Origin of the sequence: Pseudomonas sp. B26(2017) (genome assembly GCF_002113045.1) — a bacterium.
Lineage (GTDB): Bacteria > Pseudomonadota > Gammaproteobacteria > Pseudomonadales > Pseudomonadaceae > Aquipseudomonas.
In genome coordinates this window covers 125,517-149,883 of sequence record NZ_NEJJ01000001.1, presented here as the reverse complement: position 1 = coordinate 149,883, position 24,367 = coordinate 125,517, and the positions used below count along the sequence as shown (strand labels likewise).

The following is a 24,367-nucleotide window of genomic DNA, read 5'->3' as shown; positions in this document are numbered from 1 at the left end:
AACAATAAGAGGCAAACCATGTCCGACATTCTCTGGCAGCCCGATGCCAAACGTATTGCCCGGTCCCGCATGGACGGCTTTCGGCGCTTCATCATCCAGCGTCACCACGTGCACCTCGACGACTACCCGGCCCTGCACCAATGGTCCATCGACCAGCGCGAAGCGTTCTGGCAGGCGATCGTCGATTTCTTCGATATCCGTTTTCATACCCAGCCCGACGCCGTTCTGCGTGACGGCCTGAAAATGCCGGGTGCCCAGTGGTTTCCCGGCGCCACCCTGAACTTCGCCGAACACCTGCTGAGCCGACGCGACGATGCAATCGCCGTGATCGCCATCGGGGAAAACGGTCAGCGAGAATTGCTGACCTGGGCCGACCTGGCCCAACACGTCGCCGGGTTCCAGGCCAGCCTGCAAGCGGCCGGCGTCGTAGTTGGCGACCGGGTCGCGGCCTGCATGCCCAACACCTGGCAAACCCTAGTGGCAATGCTCGCGACCACCAGTCTCGGCGCAATCTGGTCCTGTTCCTCACCGGACTTCGGCACCCACGGGGTGATTGATCGCTTCGGCCAGATCGAACCGAAAGTGTTGATCACCTGTGCCGGTTACCGCTACGCCGGCAAAGCGATCGACCAGACCGTCAAGGTCAACGAAATCCTCGAGCAGTTGCCGTCCTTGCAACAGCTGATCATCGTGCCTTACGCACGACCTCAGGCGCAGGCCACGGATTACCGGACACCCGCCAACGTCACGCTGTGGGACGACTTCTACGAACCAGGCGATGAACCGCACTTCGTCCCGGTGCCGTTCGACCATCCGCTGTACGTGCTCTATTCGAGCGGCACCACCGGCGTACCTAAATGCATCGTTCACAGCACCGGCGGCGTGTTGCTGCAACACGCCAAGGAACACGGGCTGCATGTCGATCTGGGCCCCGGCGACCGCTTGTTCTACTACACCACTTGCGGCTGGATGATGTGGAACTGGCTGGTGTCGGCGCTGGCAGTCGGCAGCGCGGTGGTGCTGTATGACGGCTCACCGTTTTATCCGGACAACGAGCGAATGCTGGAGCTGCTGGACGACGAGCAGGTCAGCGTGTTCGGCACCAGCCCGAAATTTCTCGCGACCCTGGAAAACAGCGGCATCAAGCCCCGTGAAACCTACGACTTGAGCCACCTGAAAACCCTGCTCTGTACCGGTTCCGCGCTGTCACCGCAGAGTTACGACTTCGTCTATCGCGATTTCAAACCCGACGTCTGCCTGTCCTCGATGTCCGGCGGCACGGACATCGTGTCCTGCTTCGTCAACGGCAACCCGATGTCGGCAGTGCGCCGGGGCGAGATCATGGGCAAGAGTCTGGCCATGGCCGTCGAAGTGTGGAACGACGCCGGGCAGCCGGTGATTGGTGAAAAAGGTGAGTTGGTGTGCACTCGACCATTCCCGGCGATGCCCGTCGGACTCTGGAACGATCCCGACGGCGAAAAGTTGCGCAAATCCTATTTCAGCCAGTTCCCCGGCGTCTGGGCCCAGGGTGACTACGCCGAACAATTGCCCCACGGCGGGATGCTGATTCACGGCCGCTCCGACGCCGTGCTCAATCCCGGCGGCGTGCGCATCGGTACGGCGGAAATCTACCGTCAGGTGGAGAAGGTTCCGGAGGTATTGGACAGTGTCGCCATTGGCCAACAATGGCAGGATGACGTGCGAGTAGTGCTGTTCGTGCGCCTCAAGGAAGGCATGGCGCTGGATGAGGCGCTGCAACAGCAGATCCGCCAAGTGATCCGCGCCAACACCACACCGCGCCATGTACCGGCGAAGATCGTCGCGGTCAGCGACATTCCGCGCACCATCAGCGGCAAGGTGGTGGAGCTGGCCGTGCGTAATGTGGTGCACGGTGAACCGGTGAAAAACACCGACGCGCTGGCCAACCCGCAAGCACTTGAGCAGTTTCGCAATCGGGTCGAACTTCGCGACTGACGCCTGTCAGTCCATCAGCCCCCACTCGCCAGTCGATGGCGGTGGGGACGACATGGTGTCGGCGTGGAGCTTCAGACGCAGGCGCAGGTTGTTGACCGAATCTGCGTTTTTCAGGGCCTCGTCTTCATCGATCACCCCTTCTGCCACCAGCGCAAACAGTGCACCGTCAAAGGTCTGCATGCCCAGTTCGGCCGATTTCTCCATGATGGTTTTCAGCTCGCCAAAGTCATTGCGCCGGATCAGGTCAGCAATCGTCGGCGTGCCGAGCATCACCTCGGCAGCGGCCCGGCGCTGACCGTCCCGGGTTCGGACCAGACGCTGGGAGACGAACGCCTTGAGGTGATTGCCCAAGGCATGCAGCAATTGTGGCCGGCGTTCTTCGGGGAAGAAATTGATGATCCGGTCCAGCGCCTGATTGGCGTTGTTGGCATGCAATGTCGACAACACAAGGTGCCCGGTTTCGGCGAAAGCCAGCGCATGCTCCATGGTCTCGCGGTCACGGATTTCGCCGATCAGCACCACGTCGGGGGCCTGGCGCAGGGTGTTTTTCAGCGCAGCGTGAAAGCTGCGCGTGTCGACTCCGACTTCGCGCTGGTTGATGATCGACTTCTTATGGCGATGGATGTATTCCACCGGGTCTTCAATGGTGATGATGTGACCGCTGCTGTGGCGATTGCGATGATCGATCAGCGCCGCCAGCGACGTGGATTTACCCGAGTCGGTGGCGCCGACGAACAGGATCAGCCCTTGCTTGAGCAACACCGATTCGAGCAATACCGACGGCAGTTTCAAGTCTTCGAATCGCGGAATATCGAGTTTGACGTTACGGATCACGATTGACACGTCGTTGCGTTGCTTGAAGATATTCACCCGAAAGCGACCGATGCCGGTGCGGGAAATCGCCAGGTTCATTTCCAGATCCCGGTCGAACTCCCGACGTTGTTCAGCGTCCATCAGGGAAGCGGCGACAGTGGCCACCTCACCGGGTTTGAAGGGCTGCTCGCTCAACGGCGTCAACACCCCGTCGAACCGCGCACTGGGCGGTGCGCCCGTGGACAGGAACAGATCCGAACCGTGGCGGCTCGCCAGTTGTTTGAGCAATGCATCGATTTCCATGGCCTAAAGCACCTGCGAAGCTTTCAATGAACACAAGACCGTGCGTCGTGACGCGACGGGTCTTACAGCGTCTACCGCACTAGGATAGTAGACGCCGCCTCACCGACCGATGTTCAGGATTGATGTGATGAACGCTGTACCAAACACCAACGACGCCCAGGCATTGATTGCCCGCACCGACTGGAGTCGCAGCCCGCTGGGCAGCGCCGACACCTGGCCACAAAGCCTGCGCACCGCGGTGGACATCGTGATTCACTCGCCGATGCCGATGCTGCTGTTGTGGGGCCCGCAACTGACCCAGATCTACAACAACGGCTTTGCGCTGCTCGCCGGGAGCAAACATCCGCACGCTTTCGGACAGCCGGCGCACCAGATATGGCCGGAACTTCGGGACTTTACCGACCCGATTTACAGCGCCGTCCTACAAGGCCAGGTGCGAACCTACAGCGAACGACGCTTTACCCTGCAACGGGACGGCAAGGATTCCGACTTCTGGCTGGATCTGACCTACAGCCCGATCCGCGACGAAAGCGCGCAAGTGGCCGGGATCCTGGTCACCGCCATTGAAACCAACGAACGCCGGCGCATCGCCCTGGAACTGCAGCAGCGCTCCGAAGACAGCCTCAAGGCCCAGCGCGAAAGCGAAGAGCGCCTGCAACTGGCGCTGGCGGCCACCGATGCGGTCGGCACCTGGGATTGGGATATTGGCGAAGACCGCTTCATCGCCGACGCGCATTTCGCCCAGTTGCACGGGGTCGACCCAGCGCTGGCCGGACAGTTGCCGATCAGTGAATACCTGCACGGCGTGCACCCCGAAGACCGCGCTCTGATCGCCCGCAGCATCAAGCATTGCATCACCCACGGCACCGAATACGCCGAGGAGTATCGACTGCTGCAAGCCAATGGCGAGCTGCGCTGGGTGTTCGCCCGCGGGCGCTGCTACAAGGATCATCATGGCCGGCCGATGCGTTTTCTGGGCGCCGCGCTGGATTTGACCGAACGCAAACACACTGAACAGGCACTGCGTCAAAGCCAGACCGAGCTGCAACTGATCATTAACGCCATGCCGATTCTGATCAGCTACGTCGACCACGAACAACGCTTTCGCCTGAACAATGCCGCGTACCTGGACTGGTACGGGCTCACGCCGCAAGAGCTGTACGGCCGCACGATCCGCGAAGTGATCGGCGAAGAGGCCTATTTCCTGCGGGCGCCGTACATTGCCGAAGCGCTCGCCGGCCAACCCTGCTCGTTCAGTCTGTACACGCCACACCGCGACGGCAGTCAGCGGCATGCCTTGATGAATTACCTGCCACGCCACGGCGCGGACGGCGCGGTGAACGGTTTCTACATCTTCGTGATCGACGAGACCGAACGTAAAAAAACCGAAGAAGCCCTGCGCAACCTCAACGAAACCCTTGAGGAACGCGTGAGTGCGCGCACCGAACAACTGGCCCAGGCCAACCAGCGTTTGCAGAATGAAATGTTCGAACGCGAGCGTGCCGAAGACGCCCTGCGCCACGCGCAGAAAATGGAAGCGGTGGGCCAGCTCACCGGCGGCATCGCCCATGACTTCAACAACATGCTGACCGGAATCATCGGCAGCCTCGACCTGATGCAACGCTATATCGCCAGCGGCCGCACCGATGAAATCAGCCGCTTCACCGATGCGGCAGTGTCCTCGGCCAACCGCGCGGCGGCGCTGACCCACCGTCTGCTGGCGTTCTCCCGGCGTCAGTCGCTGGATCGCAAGACTATCGACGTCAACGAGCTGGTCCATTCACTTGAAGACCTGATCCGCCGCACCAAGGGCGATCCGATCGAGCTCAAGTTGCGCCTGGCCGACCATGTCTGGTCCGTCAGCACTGACGTCAGTCAACTGGAAAACGCCCTGCTCAACCTGGTGATCAACGCCCGTGATGCCATGCCCGACGGCGGCGAGCTGCTGATCGAAACGGCCAACGTTTACCTCGACGGCAACGACATCACCACACTCGAACCGGTCAAGGCCGGCGACTACCTGATGCTCGCGGTGAGCGACAACGGCACCGGCATGACGCCGTCGGTGCGCTCGAAAGCCTTCGATCCGTTCTTCACCACCAAGCCGATCGGCCAGGGCACCGGGCTCGGGTTGTCGATGATTTATGGCTTCGCCCAGCAATCCGGCGGGCACGTCAGCCTCGACAGCCTGCCGGGCCAGGGCACCTGCGTGCGCCTGTACCTGCCGCGTTTGCATGCACTGGAACCGGAGCGGCCGGAGATCGAAACAGTCACCGAGACCCCTGCTGTCGCCACCGGCGAAACCGTGGTGGTGGTCGAGGACGATCCGGCGGTGCGCATGCTGGTCTTGGACCTGCTCAAGGAGCTGGGTTATCACGCCCATGAGGCCGAAGACGCCAAGGGTGCCTTGCCGCTACTCGAATCGGACCTGCGGGTGGACCTGCTGGTGACCGACGTCGGCCTGCCGGGCATGAACGGCCGGCAAATGGCGGAGATCGCTCGCCAGCATCGTCCGGGGCTCAAAGTGTTGTTCATGACCGGTTACGCGCAGAAAGCCGCCGAGCGTCAGGGCTTTCTCGAGGACGGCATGGACATGGTCGCCAAGCCGTTTTCCATCGAACAGCTGGCCGGCAAGATCCGCGCGATGTTCAGCCAAACCCCGTGACTTGAGGCATAATCCGCGCCCCGCCGTCACCCCGCTACAGGTATTGCACGATGAAAGCCCAAGCCCGCCACATTCTGGTGAAGACCGCCGAAGAGGCTGAAAAACTCAAACAACGCATCGCCAACGGTGAAGCATTCGATGTGCTGGCGAAGAAGTTTTCGACCTGCCCGTCCGGCAAGCGTGGCGGCGATCTGGGTGAAGTGCGGCCGGGTCAGATGGTCGGTGCGATCGATGCTGTGATCTTCAAGAAACCGCTGCGCACCGTGCACGGGCCGATCAAGAGCAAGTTCGGCTATCACCTGGTGCAGGTGTTTTTCCGCGACTGAGTGATTGACTTCGGGAGCAAGCTCGCTCCCACAAAGTATCTGTGAACGACACCAAACACTGTGGGAGCGAGCTTGCTCGCGATCCGATTGCGCAGCAATCGGCCATTCACCGATTACTTCGGAATCAGAGCCCCGGGTACTTGAATAACCCGGCTCGCTAGCAGATGGCCGGCCTGCGCCGCTTCCGTCGGGCTCCCTCCAAGCAAGCGACTGGCCAGATACGCCGCACTGAACGAATCCCCTGCCGCCGTGGTGTCCACCACCTTCTCGACCTTCTGCGCCGGGACTTCAAACGCTTCCCCGTCACAACGGATCAGACAGGCTTCGGCGCCGCGCTTGAGCACCACTTCCGGCGTGCCGATCTGCGCGTACGCTTCAAACACCGCGTCACAGTCTTCGAAATGGAACAGCGCCTGCTCGTCGTCCACCGTCAGCAACGCCAGATCGACATGAGGCAACACGCTGCGATAGGCCGCCCGCGCCTCCTCCACCGAGGCCCACAGGCGTGGACGGTAGTTGTTGTCGAAGACGATTCGCGCGTCACGCTGGCGGGCTTCGATCAAGGTCTCGATCAGTTTCTCCCGCCCCCGCGCACCGAGTACCGCCAGCGTGATGCCGCTGAAATACAGCACGTCGTAATCCGGCAGCGCCGCCAGAATCGGCGTGGCCGCCGGCGTGGTAAAGCAGTCGCGAACGGCGGCCTCGTTTCGCCAATACAGAAAGCGCCGCTCCCCGGCAGCATCGGTCTGGATGCAATACAAACCGGGCAGGCGACCGGGTAGACGCTGGACGAGATCCAGACCAATGCCTTCATCGGCCCAACTGCGGCACATTGCGTCACTGAAGCTGTCATCACCCAGCGCCGTGACGTAATCGACCTGCGCGTTGTCGCCCATGGCGCGGGACAGATAGACCGCCGTGTTCAGCGTGTCACCGCCAAAGCTCTGTTGCAGGCTGCCATCGGCACGTTGCTGGAGTTCGATCATGCATTCGCCGATCAGGGCGATGCGCGGGGTGTTCGGCCCCAATGGACTGAGCGTATTCATCAGAAGCAGGTTTCCATGGTTTCGATCACCGCCAGCTGCTCGTCCACCAGCAGCCCCACGCGCCATTTGTCGAAGGTCAGGCACGGGTGCGAAGTGCCAAAGGAAATGATGTCGCCGACGCGCAACTCGACGCCCGGCGCCACGGTCATGAACGCGTGCTGATCCATTACCGCGGTCACCTTGCAGGCGCCGACATCGTCGCCCTCCGCCGGCAGCACACCGGCCTTGTAACGCAACAGCGGCACCGGCATGCCGGCATCGAATGCCACGTCACGCTTGCCCAGAGCAATCACCGCAAAACCCGGCTCCGGCAGCGACTGCACGTGGGCCCAGACTTCCAGCGCCGGGCGCAGGCCTTCGTGCAGGTCGCTGCGACGGTCGAGCACGCAGCACTGGGCTTCCTTGTAGATACCGTGGTCGTGAGCCACGTAACTGCCGGGACGCAACACGCTGAGGAAACGCCCGCCAGCGTTCTGCGCTTCGAACGATTCGGCGATCAGGTCGTACCAGGCCGACCCCGACGCAGTGATGATCGGCTTGGCGATGGCAAACGCCCCGCTGTCCTGCAACTGCAACGCCAGACGCACGAGCGAGGCGGCGAATTCACGGATGCCGCTGACAGCGTGATCGCCATGGATCACGCCCTCGTAACCTTCAATGCCGGTCAGGGCCAGCGCCGGCTGCGCGCCGATGGCCTTGGCCAGTTCGATGACTTCCTGCTCGCTTCGGCAACCGCAGCGGCCACCGACCACGCCGTACTCGATCATCACGTTCAGGCGTACGCCGCGTGACGCGAAATAGGTGCCCAGATCGGCAACGTTGTCCGGGTGATCGACCATGCAATAGAAATCGAAGCCCGAATCGGCCGCCAACAGGTCGGCAATCAACGCCATGTTCGGCGTGCCGACCAGTTGGTTGGCCATCAGCACCCGGCGCACGCCGTGGGCGTAAGCGGCGCGGGTCTGGGTCGCGCTGGCCAGGGTGATGCCCCACGCGCCGGCGTCGAGCTGACGACGAAACAGCGCCGGGGTCATGCTGGTCTTGCCGTGGGGCGCGAGTTCGGCGCCGCTGTCGCTGACGAATGTCTGCATCCAGCGGATGTTGTGCTCCAACGCTTCGCGGTGCAGCACCAGCGCCGGCAGGCTGATGTCACGCACCAGTTGCGCGCCGAGGGCGGCATCGCCCTTTTCCACGGCAGCAGTGTTGTTGGCAGTCGTCATGGTCGAACTCCTCACAGTCGCGCCCGCAGGCAGGCGCGGTTATTCGTTGATTCGCCGGGCGAGGCTGTTGGCGCTCTCGATCAAGACCCGGCGATAGTCGTTGTAATGGGTCTTGGCATCGGCACGCGGGGCGACGATGCACAGGGTGCAGATGGCAACGCCTTGAGGGTCTTTGACCGGGGCGGCGAAGCAATGGGTAAAGGTGTCGGCGACACTGTCGAAGGAGAAGAAACCGTCGATTCCGGCCTGACGGATTTCCGCCAGAAACGTCTCCATCGGCAGGCGTTCGCCATCGGGCAAAATGAAGTCGTCGGGGTCGATCAGGTCGCTGATCTGCTGGTCGCTCAAGTGCGCCAGCAGCAGACGCCCGGACGCGGTCCACGGGATCGGCGCGTTCTCGCCGATATCGGAAGAAATGCGGAAATGCCGCTCGCCCTCCTTCATCAGCGCCACCGTGTATTTGCGCCCGTTGAGCAGGCACATCTGCGCGGTTTCCCGGGTCTGGCTGACGATCTCCTGCAAGGCGTGATCGGCCTCGCGACTGAGGTCGAAATGCCGCAAGTGCGCCTGGCCGAGGAAATACAGCTGACGACCGAGATAGACGTGACCGTCCTTGCCCACCGGCTCCAGAATCCGCCGTTCGAGCAACGAGGCCACCAGTTCGTAGACCGTGGATTTCGGGCTGCCGATGCCGTTGGCGATGTCGTTCGGGCGCAGTGGCTGGCCGATCTCCTTGAGGAAATCGAGGATATCGAACGCCCGGTCCAGACCGCGTGCCCGGCGCTTGATGGTGTCTTCGGTCATTTCAGTGGTTCCCATTCAAAGTGCCGGGAGTTTATCGCGAAAGATCGCTCCCACGCTCTGCGCGGGAGCGGTCGACGCTCAGGCCTTTTTCTTGTACGCGATGCAGTCGATCTCGACCTTGCAGTCGACCATCATGCTCGCCTGCACACAGGCCCGGGCCGGAGCGTGTTCAGGCTTGAAGTACTCGCCGAAGACCTTGTTGAAACTGGTGAAATCCCGCGGATCGTCCAGCCACACGCCGGCGCGTACCACATCTTCCAGGCCATAACCGGCCTCTTCGAGAATCGCGATCAGGTTCTTCATGGTCTGGTGCGTCTGCTCGACGATGCCACCGACAATGATCTCGCCATCCACCGCCGGCACCTGCCCGGAAACGTGCAGCCAGCCATCGGCTTCAACGGCGCGGGCGAATGGACGAGGCTGGCCGCCAGCGGCGGTGCTGCCGGTGCCGTAACGAGTAATGCTCATGGATGTTTCTCCTGATTGAAAACGTGAAAAGTCAGAACCGCGTGCTTTTGAGAAATTCCGCCAGCCGCGGCGATTGAGGGCGCTCGAACAGTTCCTTGGGAGGCCCTTGCTCTTCGATGCGCCCCTGATTCATGAAAACGATCTTGTCCGAGACCTCGAATGCAAAACGCATTTCGTGGGTCACCAGCAACATGGTCATGCCGTCCTCGGCCAGACCTTTGATCACGTTCAGCACTTCGCCGACCAGTTCCGGGTCGAGGGCCGAGGTGACTTCGTCGAACAGCATCAGGCTCGGGTTCATCGCAATCGCCCGGGCAATCGCCACGCGCTGCTGCTGACCGCCGGACAACTGGCCGGGAAAGTGATTGCGCCGCTCCAGCAGGCCGACCCGCTCCAGCCATTTTTCGGCCAGGACCACGGCTTCGTCCTTGTGCATCTTTTTGACTTTCAGCAGGCCGAGCGTGACGTTCTGCAACGCGGTGAGGTGCGGGAACAGGTTGAATTGCTGGAATGCCATGCCGGTCATCGCGCGATGGCGGGCGATGACTTTTTCCGGGTGACGCACGCGTTTGCCGTTGAGTTCGTCATAACCGATGGATTCGCCGTCGAGCAGGATCTGCCCGCCCTGGAATTCCTCGAGCATGTTCACGCAGCGCAGCAGCGTGGTCTTGCCCGAGCCACTGGAGCCGATCAGGGTCACGACGTTGCCGCGCTGCATGCTCAGGTCGACACCTTTGAGCACTTCGACTGCGCCGTATTGTTTGTGCAGACCACGGATGTCCAGCAGGGGCTGACCGTTCTGGACGTTGGAAACTTGAGCTTGAGTCATGGCAGGGCCACCCGCTTTTCAATGTGCCGGCCGAGTAATTCGATGCCGTAGTTGATGACGAAGAACAGAAAACCGGCGAACAGGTAAAACTCCAGGGTCATGAACGTCCGGGCGATGATCTGCTGGGTGCTGAGCAGCAGTTCGGCCACGCCGATCACCGACAGCAAGGTCGAGGCCTTGACGATCTCCGTGGACGAGTTGACCCAGGTCGGCAGGATCTGCCGCAGCGCCTGCGGCAACAGCACATAACCGAGGGACTGATAGAACGTCAGGCCGATGGCCTTGCCGGCTTCCATCTGCCCGCGCGGCAACGCTTGCAACGCACCGCGCACGATCTCCGCGACGTGCGAGCCGCAAAACAACGTCAATCCGAGTGCGCCGGCTTGAAACGCGCTGATCTGCCAGCCGAGCGCCGGTGCCATGTAGAAGCACGCCAGCACCAGCACGAACACCGGCGTGCCGCGAATCAGGTCGACATACAAGCGAAACGGCGCGCGCATCCAGAACTTGCCGTAAGTCAGCACCAGCCCGGCCAACACGCCGATGACCGTGCCGAACAGAATCGCCAGCGCCGATACCTGCACGCTGGTCAGAAAGCCTTGCCACAAGGCTTCGCGGGCAATCCACAACTCATGCAACCAACTGGGGGATTCGTACATCGCAGCCTCCTATCGGCGGATTGCCAGACGCTGCTCGAGGTAACGCAGCAGCATGGCAATGAGGTAACAGGCCGCGACATACAACGCCGTGGTCACCAGCCAGGTTTCAATCACCCGGTAGCTTTCGACGTTGATCTTGCGCGCGTAATAGGTCAGCTCCGGCACCGCGATCGCGGCGGCCAGCGAGGTGTCCTTGAACAGTGAAATGAAGTTGTTCGACAGGGCCGGCAGCACGTTGCGCAACATCACCGGCACGGTGACGTAGGCCTTCACCTGCCACTCGCCCAGACCAATCGCCAGCCCCGCTTCACGCTGGCCCTTGGGAATGCTCAACAAGCCGCCGCGGAACACCTCGGTCAGGTACGCCCCGGCATACAGCGACAGGGTGATGATGAACGAAGGGATCTTGTCCAACCGGATCCCCAGACTCGGCAACGCAAAGTAGATCAACAGAATCAACACCAGAATCGGCGTGTTACGGATCACCGTCACATACACCGATGCGAGCACCCGCAAGGCGCGATGCCTGGACAGCAAGGCAAACGCCATCAGCAGGCCGATCACGCAGCCGATGGCGATCGACACCAGCGCCAGTTCAAGGCCCAGACCGAGCCCCGCCAGCAAGGTGTCGAAATCGCGCCACACGGCGGCAAAGTTCAACTGATAGTTCATGGTCGGCAGTACCTTGAGCGGGGCGCGTCAGGGCGCCCCACTCTCACGGGATCATTTGAATTCGACAGGGAAACCGATGGCGGGCGATGGCAGATCCACGCCGAACCATTGCTTGAACGACGCGGCGTAGGTCGGGAACTCAACGCCGGTCATGGCTTCATGCAGGGTGGTGTTGACGAAGTTCAGCCAATCCTGATCGCCACGTTTGACGGCGCAGGCATAAGTCTGCGGGCTCCAGGCGTAAGTCGGGCTGCGGTAGCGGCCAGGGTTCTGCACCATCAGGTATTTGACCGAAGACTGGTCGGTGGCCGCCGCATCGGCGCGACCGGAATTCACCGCCTGATACATCAGATCAACGCTGTCGTACTGATCGACCTTGGCCTTGGGCAGTGCCTGGTGCACCAGCTCTTCGGCGTACACGTTTTGCAGCACCGCCACGGTCACGCTGTCACCCGCGGCCTGCAGGTCTTCGATTTCCTTGTACTTGCTGTTGTTCGGCAGCAGCAGGCCGACGCCTTCGCGGTAGTACGGCAAGGTGAACGCCACTTGCTGCGCACGGCTGGCGGTAACGGTGATGAACTGGCAGCTCATGTCGACCTTGTCGGTCAGCAGGTTGGGAATCCGCGCGTCGGACGACTGCACCACGAACTCGACCTTGCTCGGGTCATTGAACAGACCTTTGGCCACCATCCGGGCGATGTCGATATCAAAGCCCTGCAATTTGCCGTCCGCGCCCTGGAAGTGCCACGGCGCATTGGTGCTGCCGGTACCCACAATCAGTTTTCCACGGGCCAGGACGCTGTCGAGCTTGCTGTCGGCCGCCTGGGCCATACCCATGACAGCGGACGAAGCCGCGAGAACAAAAACACACGCTTTGAACAAGGAAGGTCGGCGATGCATGGCAAGCACTCCTGGAAGTTGTTTATTCCGCTATACCGGAATTCGGTTTGTTACTACGGAATAGACAGCAGAAAGTGTGCCACAGGATTCGCGGGGAATCTGCAATGGATTGAAATTTGTTTTGAATCAACGAGATGGCGATAGCCCGGGAAACGGTGTAACCAGACGCGACTCCACATTTCGCTACTTTGCGTCACACATGGGGGGTATCCGGGCCACATCCTGGTGCGCGATGCACGATTGGGAGCGGGCTGCACCTGTCAACTCTGACAGTTGCAGCAACCGCCGCAGCGCCCCTAACGTCGTGCTGTCCAACACATTGAATAAAGGAGGCTCCAATGACGACGCCGACTCGATATTCAGCGTTGCCGCCGACGTACCGGAAGGTCTTGAAAGCCAGGCGCCTTGTCGTCCTGTATTTCTTCAACGAGCACTGCGGCGCCTGCGTTTTCGCAGGTCCAGTGTTCCTCGAGATCGCCAAACCTTTCCGACCCTGGATGGATATCTTCATGCTCGATACCGCACAGTCGTGCCGGCATCCGGATGTCACGGGGACCCCGACAGTGTTGTTCTATAAGGAAGGCGTTCTGGTCAAAAAACTGAAAGGCATCGGTACGGAAGAATCCCTGCTGCAAGACTTCACCCAACACCTGGGCAAATCCAGAACCTGCGCCACTGCGCGCAAACCGGCCCATGACCTGAAGTGGCTGCGCCACACCCTCAGCACCCTCTGCACCATCCCCCGCGCAAGACGATGGAACTTTTCCTGAAAGTGCCACCCAAAAGCCATCAGGCAATGGCACTCTCGTTCCAATTGATCTGTAACAACGAGTCCCGAGGCCGGATTGGACAAGCTCCAATCCGGCTGCTTTTCTTTATTTCTCAGAAAGTGAAGAGTGCTGCTGGCCCTTTGGTCGCAGCCTTGCTTCGTCCAAGGAGGGGTCAATGTCCTTTAAAGTCATGATGGTTTTCGGTACTCGCCCGGAGGCCATCAAAATGGCCCCGCTGGCCCGGGTTCTGCGTCAGTGGCCCGACATCACACTCAACATCTGCTCCACCGGCCAGCATCGCGAGATGCTCACTCAGGTACTGGATGCGTTCGAACTGACGGTCGACGAAGACCTGCAAGTCATGACCCAGGGCCAGACCCTGAACGGTCTGTCGCAACATCTGCTCGCCCAACTCGATCAGGCTTACGAGCGGGTCAAACCGGACATCGTGCTGGTGCACGGCGACACCACCACCAGCTTCATCGCCGCCCTCGCCGCCTTCAATCGTCAATTGCCAATCGGTCACGTCGAGGCAGGCCTGCGTACCGGCAACCTGCGCGCGCCCTGGCCCGAGGAAGCGAATCGACGCCTGACCGGCGTGATTACCGACCTGCACTTCCCGCCGACCTCCAAGTCCGCCGCCAATCTGCTGCGCGAAGGCGTACCCGAAGACAACATTGAAATCACCGGCAACACCGTGATCGATGCCTTGCTATGGATGCGCAAGCACCAGCAGGAAATCGATTGGCATCCGCCTGCCGGTTCGCCACTGGCGGCGCTGGACGATCAGCACCGGATGATTCTGGTCACCAGCCATCGACGGGAAAATCTCGGCGACGGTTTCCGCAATATCTGCCAGGCGTTGGCTGAGCTGGCCGAGCAATACCCGGACGTGCAATTTGTCTATCCGGTACACCTCAACCCGCTGGTGCAGGAAGTGGTGTACGGCATGCTGGACGACAAACCGAACATCTACCTGGTACCACCGCAGGACTATCCGAACTTCGTCTGGCTCATGGGCCGCGCACATTTCATCCTGACCGACTCCGGCGGCGTGCAGGAAGAAGCTCCGGCCATCGGTAAACCGCTGCTGGTGCTGCGCGACGTCACCGAACGACCTTCCGTGCTCGAGAGCGGCACCATGCTGCTGGTGGGTACCGACGCGGCACGCATCGTCAAGCAAGCCCGACAATTGCTGGACGATCCGGACACCTATGCGCGCATGAGCCGCGTGCACTTCCCCTATGGCGACGGTCACGCCAGCGAACTGATCGCCACCCGCCTCCACGCTTGGCTGAGCGCACGCTCGGCGGCGGGTAACGGGGTATGAGTCTGGGTTGGGTCGATTTCTTCGCGTATGTGCTGTTCGGTCTCAAATATGTGGCGATTGCCCTCGCCCTGCTGATGTTCATCCTCGGCCTCGATGACCTGTTCATCGACCTTGTGTACTGGGGCCGCAAGTTCATCCGGCGCTGGCGGATCTACGAGAAATTCAAGCGCGCCGACGAGGAACGCCTGTATTCGATTCCCGAGAAACCGCTGGCAATCATGGTGCCAGCGTGGAACGAAGTCGGCGTGGTCGGCGAAATGGCGCGTCTGGCCGCCTCGACCATCGACTACGAGAACTATCAGATTTTCGTCGGCACCTACCCCAACGACGCCGAAACCCAGGCCGATGTCGATGCGGTGTGCCAGCACTACCCCAACGTGCATAAAGTGGTCTGCGCCCGTCCCGGCCCGACCAGCAAGGCCGACTGCCTGAACAACATCATCGACGCGATCCTGCGTTTCGAGAGCGAGGCGAAAATCCAGTTCGCCGGATTCATCCTGCACGACGCCGAAGACGTGATTTCGCCGATGGAATTGCGCCTCTTCAACTACCTGTTGCCCAACAAGGACCTGATCCAGATTCCGGTCTATCCCTACGCGCCGGAATGGAAAGGCTTCACCGCCGGGCATTACGTCGATGAGTTCGCGGAAAACCACGGCAAGGACGTCATCGTCCGCGAAGCCCTCACCGGTCAGGTGCCCAGCGCCGGTGTCGGCACCTGCTTCAGCCGTAAAGCCATCAGCGCCCTGCTGGAAGACGGCGACGGCATTGCCTTCGATGTGCAGAGTCTGACCGAGGACTACGACATCGGCTTCCGCCTCAAGCAGAAAGGCATGAAATGCATCTTCGCCCGCTATTCGGTCAGCGATCCGAAACTGGCGCTGGAGCAACCCTGGGTGTTCGGCATGAACCGCGAGTTCTCTCAGGTGATCTGCGTCCGGGAACACTTTCCCCGCGACTTGCAACACGCAATCCGGCAGAAGTCCCGGTGGATTGTCGGCATTGTATTCCAGGGCACCAAGAACCTCGGCTGGAGCCGCAAGGGTCTGCTCAATTACTTTCTGTGGCGCGATCGTCGCGGGCTGATCGCGTACCTGCTGAGCTTTCTGGTGAACCTGCTGTTCCTGGTGCTGCTGGCGATGTGGGCGGTGACGATCATTTCCCCGGACTCGTGGCGCTACCCCTCGATCCTTGCCGACAGCTCGCTGCTCTCGGTGCTGCTGTGGCTCAACGGCCTGATGCTACTCAATCGCCTGTTCCAGCGTGGCTGGTTTGTCACTCGTTACTACGGGCTGGTTGAAGGTCTGCTGTCGGCGCCGCGCATGATGTGGAGCAACTTCGTCAACTTTTTCGCCAACCTGCGTGCCCTGCGTCAGGTCATGGAAATGGGCGATTCACGGCGCGTGGCCTGGGACAAGACCACCCACGAATTCCCGGCGCTCACCCAGGCGCAGCGCACTCCGCTGGGCCATCGGCTGGTGGAAAAAGGCCTGCTTACCGAGGAACAACTGGATGCAGCGATCACCAGCCCCGTGCGCCGTCGACTGGGCCGCGAACTGTTGCTGCGTGAGTACATCGACAGCACTCAACTGGTCGAGACACTGGCCGAGCAGCTGGATCTGGAATGGGCACCACTCAATCCGTTCAAGCTCGACAAACGCTTGATCGATACGGTGCCGCGCCGGGTCGCCTCCCACTACGGAGTTCTGCCGGTGGCAGAAGAAGGCGACACGCTGATTCTGGCCTCCGAAGGCCCGGTCAGTCAGGTCTCGCTCGGCGCTATCAGCCGACAATTGAAACGCCCGGTGCGCAGCCGTCTCGCACCTCAGGGCCGCGTCACATTGGGGATTCGTTACTGGTACGCCAGCCCCCGCCAGAATGAGGAAGTGCGTCATATGCTCGAAGTGCTTGAGCGCCATCAGGACGATGAAACCCTGCTGGAAAGAGTCAGCCGCCATCAGGTGCTGTTGGGCAATCTGTTGCAGGTGCGCGGCATGGTGCCGCCAACTTTGTTCAATCAGGCGCTGATCGACTTCGACGCCGACAAGACGTCCCTCGGCGAGCATTTGATTTCCCGGGGCATGATCACCCAGGAAGTACTGGAACAGGCCCTGGCCGATCAGGCCAGTGAACAGCAAGCCGCCTACCGCATTGTCCGGGAGGTCGCATGATGTCTGTGCATCGTCAAACCTTGCTGATGGGCAGCCTGTTGCTGGGCCTGAGCATCGCCTGTCCGCTGCAGGCAGCGCCGCTGAGCGACTTCGAACAGTTCCGCAGTTATCCCTACATGGACCGCAGCTATCGCGAGGCGAAAAAGGGCAACTGGAAAGAAGTCGAACGACTGATGCGCCACTTGCTGGAAAAGGTCCCCAAGAACGACGAGGCCCGGGCACTGCTGGTGGAGTCCCTGGCCAGGCAACGCCGGTACAGGGAGGCGCTGCAAGCATTGCCGGACGACAGCAACGCCCTGCTCGACCTGCGCCTGACCTGGATCGAACAGGATCCGCCCACCGGCACGCAAGTAGAAAGCTGGATGGCCACCAGCAACCTGAATGACCGTGTACGTCTCTGGCAGGCCTACAGCCTGAGCCTGGCCAAGTTCGGCGGCGCAGCCAAGGCCCACGACTGGCTGGCACAACTGACGCCCAAGGGTGACGACAACATCTTGCGCCTGGCCCGCGCCAACTGGTCGGAGCAATTGCGCGACTGGAGCGGCACCATCGACCAACTGGCGCCGCTGGCCGCACGCAAACAACTGGACGGCGAAGGCTGGCAACGGCTGGCTAACGCTTACGTGCAACGCCTCGATGAGAAGCCGCTGCAACAACTGCTGCAACAGGCGCCGAGTCCCGAGGCCGCGCGTAACGTTCGACTGGCGATGGTCGACCGCGCCATCGCCATGGGCCACGAGCAACAGGCCCAACGCTGGATGCAGTCCCTGCCCGCCAGCGACCTCGCCGATCCGGCGCAGCGCCAGCGCCTGTGGGAGCTGGCGCGCAAGACCGAAGACGTGCCTACCGTGCAGCGCCTGAGCAACGATCTGCAGCGGCCCTGCCTGGAAACCGCCGAATGGCTGTCGCGTCAGGATCCGGAAGCGGCACTCAAGCAACTGCGCAGTTGTACACCGACAGACGATCCACAGACCTGGCTGATACTCGTCCAGCGCCTGCAAGCCACTGACCTGTTGCAAAGCACCCGTCTGCCGGAGCCTTGGGACAGCCGTCGGCAAACGCAGGTGCTCGACATCTGGCAGGAGCAAGGTCGCAGCACTGAGGTCAACGCCTGGCTGGCCGGTCAGAAGCAGACGCCTGATATCGTCAAGCGCCGAGCGGAGCTGACGCAGCGCATGGGACGGATGATCGAAGCGCAAACTCTGTGGGAATTGCATTACCGGCAAACCGGCAATCTTTCCTCGCTGAATCAGGCCACCTATCTGGCGGTGAAAGCGGGTGATCGCGCGCATGCCCAGCAATTGCTGGAATCCGCGTTCGATCGTCATGGCGGGCGTCTGCCGGCAACGGCGTTGGAGCGTCTGGCCGGTTTGTATGCCGCAGCACCCTCCACGACACCGGAGCAACAGCGGCGTATGGCGCTCCTGCTCAACCGAGTGGACGGCGCGACGCGCGGCCAAATGCTCGCGCAACTCGCGGAAACCGGCCAATGCGACGCTGTGCAGCAAGCCATCGGCAGCCACCCACAGGCAGCTGGCGATTACCGTGCGCTCGGTCGCTGCGCCATGCCTGATCGCCCGGGTGAAGCCGTCGTCTATTACCAGCAGGCTGAAAAGCTCGGTGATCGCAGCAGTCGCCTGCCGCTGGCCTATGCCCTGGAAGCGGCCGGTGATTCTGCTGGCGCACTGGCCATCTGGCGCAGCTTTCCGACCGTCGAACTCAGCGACAACGCGCGTCTGACGGCCAGTCGCAGCGCGCTGAACGTCGGCGACAGCCAGACCGCAGAAACCTACTGGCAACAGAGCACCACTCGCGGCGCCAATGAATGGGCACTCGGCGCAGCCATCGCCGACGCGCGGGGCGATCACGCCCAGGCACTGCAACGTCAGCGTCAGGCCCTGCAGCAGTCCCCGGATGCCGGGCATTTCTACGCCGCGTCGATCACCGCGCAAAAAGCCGGAGACTTGCCGCAAAACACTGCATGGCTGGCCGAAGCGGTACGCCGCGAGCCTAACAACCCGCGTTATCGCGCCGACTACGGCATGCGTCTGGCCGGTGCCGAAACCCGCGAAGAACGCGCCACGGCGATTCCGTATCTGCAACAGGCCACCCGTGACTTCCCCGAGGATTACCGCCTCGGGGAAACCCTGGCCTGGCGCTACGACGAAGTGGAAGACAGCGCCTCAGCGCGCAAGGAACTGCGCCGGGTGATCGATCTGGAGCAGAACCCGGTGGCGGCCGATGATGAAGAAGGCAGCATGGAGGCCCGGCGTTACCGCCAGCGCCGCGCCCATGAAACCCTGTCGCGGCGTGACAGCCGGACGATTGCCAGCACCTGGTCGCCGGCCGGAATCTCGACCAACGACTTCGTGCGCCCGGACGACAGCAAAGGCTCACGACGTCGCTCGGATTCGCAGAATGTGCAACTGGCGATGTGGGACCACGCCCTGGGCGAAGAACCAAGCCGCGCCGGCAGCACGCTGTCGGTGTACGGTCGCGTGCTGCTGGGCGGACAAGGTCGCTCCAGTTACGCCGAGTCCCTCGCCGCCGGTGTCGGCCTGCGCTACAAACCGTGGGGCACACAGAACATCAACTTCTACGGCGAGATCTACAAGCAAAGCCAGTTCAACGATGACGACAGTCACAACCTGAGCCTCGGCCAGATGCTGGTGCCGGAAAAACTGTTCGATCAGGTCAACGATCATCGCAAGGACGGTCACACCACCACCGACTACCTGCTGCGCGCCACCGCCTCCTTCCTCGATCAGGGCAAGTACCGCAACGACTGGCGGGTCGACGAAAACGACTGGGACGAGCGCTTTCTCTACCTGGATGCAGCCTGGTGGACCAAGGCTGGCGATCACCAATGGCTGTCGCGCTTCCAGCAAGGTCACGCCTGGAAACTGCCGTTCAGCGGAGCCCAGACGATCATGCCTTATGGCTTTCTCGAGTTTGCCAGCCAGGACCCGAGCAACGACTGGCGCCAGGACCTGCGAACCGGTGTCGGCCTGCGCTGGCAATGGTGGTACGACGAGGATCGCTACAACGCCTACCGCTCGAAACTGACGGTTCGCACCGAATATCAACAGTCGCTGGGCGGCAATCTGTATGAAGGTGGCAACGGTGTGCTGCTGGGCGTGGAGTGGAATTTCTGATGGTTCGATGGATGTTGTGTTTGTGCCTGCTGATGAGTGCCACCGTCGCCACGGCCGATGAGCGAGTGTTCTATCAGCCGCTGAATGTCGATGCCGGTCTGACCCAGGCGCAGTGGCAGAAAGTCTGGCAAGACACCGCGAAACAAGGCACGCGAACCGTGATCGTGCAGTGGACGGCCTATGGCGACTCGGACTTTGGCGGCGCCAATGGCTGGCTCGCCAACAGCCTGAAACTCGCTCAGCGACAAGGTCTGCAACTGGTGCTCGGCCTGGCGATGGACCCGGCCTTCTACACGCGCATTGATGAACTGGACAGCGCCGGTCTCGGCGCCTACTGGCAGGCACAACTGGGTCAGTCACTGGCCCGGCAGCAGAAGCTGCGCCAGGACTGGAAGCTGCCGGTCAGCGGCTGGTATCTGCCGCTGGAGCTGGACGACCTGCACTTCCTGGCGGCAGATCGGCGGGCCACGCTTCAGCGCCAATTGAAGGACTTCGCCGCGAAACTGGACGCGCCGCTGCATGTCAGCGCTTTCAGTGCCGGCAAGCTGGCCCCGGCGGTCAACGGTCAATGGCTGGGCGAATTGACGGCAGCCGGGGCGCACGTCTGGTGGCAGGACGGCGCGGGTACCGGCCGTTTGTCACCGCTGGTGCGTAAAGGTTACGCCAGCGCACTGCCCTGCTCCGTGGGTATCGTGCGCGAAGCCTTCCGGCAGGTCAGCCGCGAGGGCGAGCCCTTCCGTGCCGAACCGGCCACCCCGGATGCGACCTCGACCGGTTGCCATCAGAACGCGGTGTTTTCCCTGCGCTATCGACCGTGGGGTTCGGTCATCCTCGATAACCAACGCAAGCATCCGGGCAGCAATGTACAAAACCATTGAAGACGAAGTCCTGAAGAAGACCGCGCCCGCCGAAGTGTGGGAGGAGTTCATCCAGCATGAATTCGAGCGGCTGCATTCGTTCTGCCTGTTGATCTACCTGGCGAGCATCGGCATCTGGCTGGCCTTCGACCTGATCGTCAGCTTCATCGGCAATCAGGGATTCACCTGGCGTTCGATGGTGTTCATCGCAGCCTTTGCGATTCTTGCTGTGGTGTTGATGTTCACCCGCAAGGCCCGACACTTCGACTGGCTGAACCTGACATTCGTGGTGATCATCACACTCGGCATCCGAATGGTGATCGACGGCTTGCCGCCGACGTTTCACGGCATCTGGCTGGTACTCGCTGCCGCCACCACGCTTTACAGTGCCTCCGTGCTCCCGCTCAGCCGATGGTCGTTCTTCGCTGCACAGGTTGTCACCTGGCTGATGCTCAATCCTTTCATGAACACCGGCATCGACCTGCTCGAGCTCAAAGGTGTGATGACCATCGCCTACAGCGTTTTTCTCTGTGCGTTGACGATCTATACATTTCTGAAGTTGCGCGAGGCCAAGCTCTACAACTACATCATGTCCAAGCTGTTGCTGGATCAGGCCTACAACGACACGCTCACCGAAATTCCCAACCGCCGCTCATTCATGACCAGCGTCGGAAAAACCCTGCAAGCCGTACCGCGCGAGCATGACCATTACCTGGCGATGATCGACATCGACAACTTCAAGAAAGTGAATGATGTGTACGGCCACGACATCGGCGATGAAGTGCTCAAGCGGATCGCGGCAGACATCAAAGCGGTAATGGCACCGTTCGAGTACGCGCGACTGGGTGGCGAGGAATTTGCGATTTATCTGGCGGGCGTTCGCCGCGAGGACGTCGAGGCATTGGCCGGTGAGTTATGCCGGGTGGTGCGTGAGCAAACCACCCGGCACCCGGTGACCATCAGCATCGGGGTAGCCCGGGTTGCGGACGGGGACACCCTCAACCAGGCGCTGATCAAGGCCGACGCAGCGTTGTACGAGTCAAAGCATACCGGCAAGGATCGCTACACCTTTCATCAGTGAGGCCGTCAGGCCTCACGCACCAGCAACACCCGTGTCACGCGACGCTCTTCGACCGCCATCACGGTCATGCCCCAGCCATCATGCTCCAGTCGATCGCCCTTCATCGGCAAGCGATCCAGCAGGCTCATCACCAGCCCGGCCAGGGTCTGGTAATCCTCGGTCGGCTCGGCGCGAAAACCGGTGTGTTCACGGATGCGGGTCAGGTTCAGCGCACCATTGACGATGAACCCGCCCTGCTCTTCGACCACGTCCGGGCCGGCGATTTCGCTGGCGTCCGGCAGCTCGCCGGCGATCGACTCAAGAATGTCGGTCATGGTCAACACACCCACAAAGTCACCGAACTCATTCACCACAAAGGCAATGTGGGTCGAGGCCGCACGCATTTGCTCCAGTGCGTTGAGGATCGAATAACTGTCCAGCAGATTGACGGTCTTGCGCGCCAGGTGTTCAAGGTTGGGCTCATTGCCGGCCAGGTATTCCTTGAGCAGTTCCTTCTTGTGCACGAAGCCCAGCGGCTCATCCACCGCGCCGTTACGAATCAGCGGCAAGCGCGAGTAGGACGAATGCATCAGTCGCGTGCGAATAGCCTCGGCATCGTCGGCCAGATCAATGTGATCGACATCGGCGCGCACCGTCATCAGAGCGCGAATCGGCCGTTCAGCCAGTTGCAGCACACCGCTGATCATCACCCGTTCGCGACGGTCGAACAGCTCCGCGCTCGGCGCTTCACCGTTGTCCAGCAAGTCGGAAATTTCCTCGCCGACCTCTTCCACTGCCAGTTTGCGACCGCCCAACAGACGCATCACCGCATGGGCCGTGCGCTCACGCATCGGGCGCAAACCCTGCATCGAGCGCTTGCGACGGGCGCGGGCGATCTGGTTGAAGATTTCGATCAGGATCGAGAAACCAATCGCGGCGTACAGATAACCTTTCGGAATGTGGAAGCCCAGGCCTTCGGCGGTCAGCGCGAAACCGATCATCATCAGGAAGCCCAGACACAGCATGATCACCGTCGGATGGGCGTTGACGAAGCGGGTCAGCGGCTTGCTGGCAACGATCATCACACCGATGGACACGACCACCGCGATCATCATCACCGCCAGTTCATCGACCATGCCCACCGCCGTGATCACCGCGTCCAAAGAGAACACCGCGTCCAGCACGACAATCTGCGCTACGATCGGCCAGAACAGCGCATAAGCGGTATTAGTCGAACGCTCGCCGACGTGGCCTTCCAGTCGTTCGTGCAACTCCATGGTTGCCTTGAACAACAGGAACACACCACCGAACAGCATGATCAGGTCACGACCGGAAAAGCTCTTGTCGAACACCTCGAACAACGGCTGTGTGAGGGTGACCAGCCAGGAAATACTCGCCAGCAGACCCAGACGCATGATCAACGCCAGACTCAAGCCAATGATCCGCGCACGATCGCGCTGATGGGGCGGCAGTTTGTCCGCCAGGATTGCGATGAACACCAGGTTGTCGATACCCAGTACCAGTTCCAGCACGATCAGTGTCAACAAGCCCAGCCATGCCGTGGGATCCGCTAACCATTCCATATTCTGTCTCTATCTCTCTTCAGTGATTTCAGGCTGCCGGGCACGGCAAAGTGCGGCGCGAAAGCTCGAAGGCTGCGCCAACAACGATAGTCGGTAGTCGGAAGACCGGATGTTGCGAGTGCGTCAAGACCGCGCGACAGCGCGAGGGGAACGGGGTTTCTGGAATAGAACTGGGAGGCTCCGAGAGGGTGTTCATGCAAATCCTGAATGAAAAAAGGCCTTGAAGCGTACAGGCTCAGATAACTTTTCCTACAGCTGGAAATCATTTCAAAATCTGTACGCCGCACCTGTCTCCGGGCTTTTACGGGTAAAGCGTCGACAACACCCGGTCCGCATTGGCACCGCAGCTCATGCCTTCAGGCTTGGATTGAATGTTCTCGATCACCTCCAGCAGCCGCGCCTTGCTCTGAGCCAGATGCTGCTGCATGACTTCGATCTGCTCGACCTTGCGCGTCAGACCCGCCACCAGCTCATCGTGTTTGAACTCACCGGTACCGGCGGCAGGCAACAGCTGCTTGAGCTCTTCCAGGGAAAACCCGGCCTGCTGGGCGCTGCGGATGATATTCAGGGTTTGCAGTACCTGTGGCGGGTAGCGCCGATAACCATTGCCCTGGCGCTCCACTTTGGGAATCAGACCCTGAGCCTCATAAAAACGAATACTCGAAGCGCTCAAGCCACTCTGCTGCGCCAATTCACCGATTTTCATTTCAGCCTCGATTTGCCCGCTTGACATTAAAGTTAACTTTAATCTTAGCCTCGCTC

20 protein-coding genes are annotated in these 24,367 nt (G+C 61.1%); 9 read left to right on the top strand and 11 right to left on the bottom strand.

Annotated features, from left to right (window positions below; all coding sequences use genetic code 11):
• The first annotated feature begins 18 nt into the window (after positions 1-18).
• Positions 19-1,974, top strand: coding sequence for an acetoacetate--CoA ligase (locus CAF79_RS00580; protein WP_085695959.1), 1,956 nt, complete (start codon positions 19-21; stop codon positions 1,972-1,974).
• A 6-nt stretch (positions 1,975-1,980) separates the two neighbouring features.
• Here the strand turns inward: CAF79_RS00580 and CAF79_RS00575 are convergent, their stop codons facing one another.
• Positions 1,981-3,090, bottom strand: a complete 1,110-nt coding sequence (locus tag CAF79_RS00575; protein ID WP_085695958.1) for a PilT/PilU family type 4a pilus ATPase — start codon at positions 3,088-3,090, stop codon at positions 1,981-1,983.
• A 127-nt stretch (positions 3,091-3,217) separates the two neighbouring features.
• Between CAF79_RS00575 and CAF79_RS00570 the strand changes: the two genes are divergently transcribed.
• Together CAF79_RS00570 and CAF79_RS00565 are read left to right on the top strand one after the other, a co-directional pair.
• On the top strand, positions 3,218-5,755 hold the full coding sequence (locus tag CAF79_RS00570) for a PAS domain-containing sensor histidine kinase (protein ID WP_085695957.1): 2,538 nt from the start codon (positions 3,218-3,220) through the stop codon (positions 5,753-5,755).
• Positions 5,756-5,805: 50 nt separating this feature from the next.
• Positions 5,806-6,081 carry a peptidylprolyl isomerase gene (locus tag CAF79_RS00565; RefSeq protein ID WP_085695956.1) on the top strand — a complete coding sequence of 92 codons (276 nt, stop codon included), beginning with the start codon at positions 5,806-5,808 and terminating at the stop codon, positions 6,079-6,081.
• A 113-nt stretch (positions 6,082-6,194) separates the two neighbouring features.
• Here the strand turns inward: CAF79_RS00565 and CAF79_RS00560 are convergent, their stop codons facing one another.
• From CAF79_RS00560 to CAF79_RS00525, 8 genes are all read right to left on the bottom strand, one after another.
• Positions 6,195-7,127 carry a sugar kinase gene (locus CAF79_RS00560; protein WP_085695955.1) on the bottom strand — a complete coding sequence of 311 codons (933 nt, stop codon included), beginning with the start codon at positions 7,125-7,127 and terminating at the stop codon, positions 6,195-6,197.
• Positions 7,127-8,347, bottom strand: a complete 1,221-nt coding sequence (locus CAF79_RS00555; protein WP_085695954.1) for an amino acid deaminase — start codon at positions 8,345-8,347, stop codon at positions 7,127-7,129. The genes CAF79_RS00560 and CAF79_RS00555 overlap by 1 nt, the downstream gene beginning before the upstream one ends.
• Positions 8,348-8,386: 39 nt before the next feature.
• Positions 8,387-9,151, bottom strand: a complete 765-nt coding sequence (locus CAF79_RS00550; RefSeq protein WP_085695953.1) for an IclR family transcriptional regulator — start codon at positions 9,149-9,151, stop codon at positions 8,387-8,389.
• Between the two features lie 78 nt (positions 9,152-9,229).
• Positions 9,230-9,619, bottom strand: coding sequence for a RidA family protein (locus tag CAF79_RS00545; RefSeq protein ID WP_039768794.1), 390 nt, complete (start codon positions 9,617-9,619; stop codon positions 9,230-9,232).
• A gap of 31 nt (positions 9,620-9,650) precedes the next feature.
• Entirely contained in the window at positions 9,651-10,448 is a 798-nt protein-coding gene (locus tag CAF79_RS00540) for an amino acid ABC transporter ATP-binding protein (protein WP_007960239.1), read from the bottom strand.
• The gene (locus CAF79_RS00535; protein WP_085695952.1) at positions 10,445-11,107 is read right to left on the bottom strand and encodes an amino acid ABC transporter permease; all 663 of its coding nucleotides are present in this window, start codon (positions 11,105-11,107) and stop codon (positions 10,445-10,447) included. Before CAF79_RS00535 ends, CAF79_RS00540 begins: the two co-directional genes overlap by 4 nt.
• Positions 11,108-11,116: 9 nt before the next feature.
• Complete coding sequence (locus CAF79_RS00530) at positions 11,117-11,779, bottom strand: amino acid ABC transporter permease (RefSeq protein ID WP_007960243.1); 663 nt, start codon at positions 11,777-11,779, stop codon at positions 11,117-11,119.
• A 51-nt stretch (positions 11,780-11,830) separates the two neighbouring features.
• A complete protein-coding gene (locus tag CAF79_RS00525; protein ID WP_085695951.1) occupies positions 11,831-12,679 on the bottom strand; it encodes a transporter substrate-binding domain-containing protein in 849 nt (282 codons plus the stop codon).
• A gap of 338 nt (positions 12,680-13,017) precedes the next feature.
• Here CAF79_RS00525 and CAF79_RS00520 point away from each other — a divergent pair, with 338 nt between their 5' ends.
• The 6 genes from CAF79_RS00520 (at position 13,018) to CAF79_RS00495 (ending at position 22,043) form a co-directional block, all read left to right on the top strand.
• Entirely contained in the window at positions 13,018-13,449 is a 432-nt protein-coding gene (locus CAF79_RS00520) for a co-chaperone YbbN (RefSeq protein WP_085695950.1), read from the top strand.
• Positions 13,450-13,624: 175 nt separating this feature from the next.
• Positions 13,625-14,779 (top strand): non-hydrolyzing UDP-N-acetylglucosamine 2-epimerase, encoded by a 1,155-nt coding sequence (gene wecB / locus CAF79_RS00515; protein WP_085695949.1) that lies wholly within the window; start codon positions 13,625-13,627, stop codon positions 14,777-14,779.
• On the top strand, positions 14,776-16,950 hold the full coding sequence (gene nrfB, locus CAF79_RS00510; protein ID WP_085695948.1) for a cyclic di-3',5'-guanylate-activated glycosyltransferase NrfB: 2,175 nt from the start codon (positions 14,776-14,778) through the stop codon (positions 16,948-16,950). Before wecB ends, nrfB begins: the two co-directional genes overlap by 4 nt.
• On the top strand, positions 16,947-20,105 hold the full coding sequence (locus CAF79_RS00505; RefSeq protein WP_085695947.1) for a phage receptor: 3,159 nt from the start codon (positions 16,947-16,949) through the stop codon (positions 20,103-20,105). Before nrfB ends, CAF79_RS00505 begins: the two co-directional genes overlap by 4 nt.
• Entirely contained in the window at positions 20,105-20,983 is an 879-nt protein-coding gene (locus CAF79_RS00500; RefSeq protein ID WP_085695946.1) for a DUF4434 family protein, read from the top strand. Before CAF79_RS00505 ends, CAF79_RS00500 begins: the two co-directional genes overlap by 1 nt.
• The gene (locus CAF79_RS00495; RefSeq protein ID WP_085695945.1) at positions 20,967-22,043 is read left to right on the top strand and encodes a diguanylate cyclase; all 1,077 of its coding nucleotides are present in this window, start codon (positions 20,967-20,969) and stop codon (positions 22,041-22,043) included. Before CAF79_RS00500 ends, CAF79_RS00495 begins: the two co-directional genes overlap by 17 nt.
• 5 nt (positions 22,044-22,048) lie before the next feature.
• On the opposite strand, the gene CAF79_RS00490 is transcribed toward CAF79_RS00495, so the two are convergent.
• Positions 22,049-23,605 carry a TerC family protein gene (locus CAF79_RS00490; RefSeq protein ID WP_085695944.1) on the bottom strand — a complete coding sequence of 519 codons (1,557 nt, stop codon included), beginning with the start codon at positions 23,603-23,605 and terminating at the stop codon, positions 22,049-22,051.
• 301 nt (positions 23,606-23,906) lie between these two features.
• Positions 23,907-24,311 carry a MerR family transcriptional regulator gene (locus CAF79_RS00485; RefSeq protein WP_085695943.1) on the bottom strand — a complete coding sequence of 135 codons (405 nt, stop codon included), beginning with the start codon at positions 24,309-24,311 and terminating at the stop codon, positions 23,907-23,909.
• Positions 24,312-24,367 lie beyond the last annotated feature (56 nt).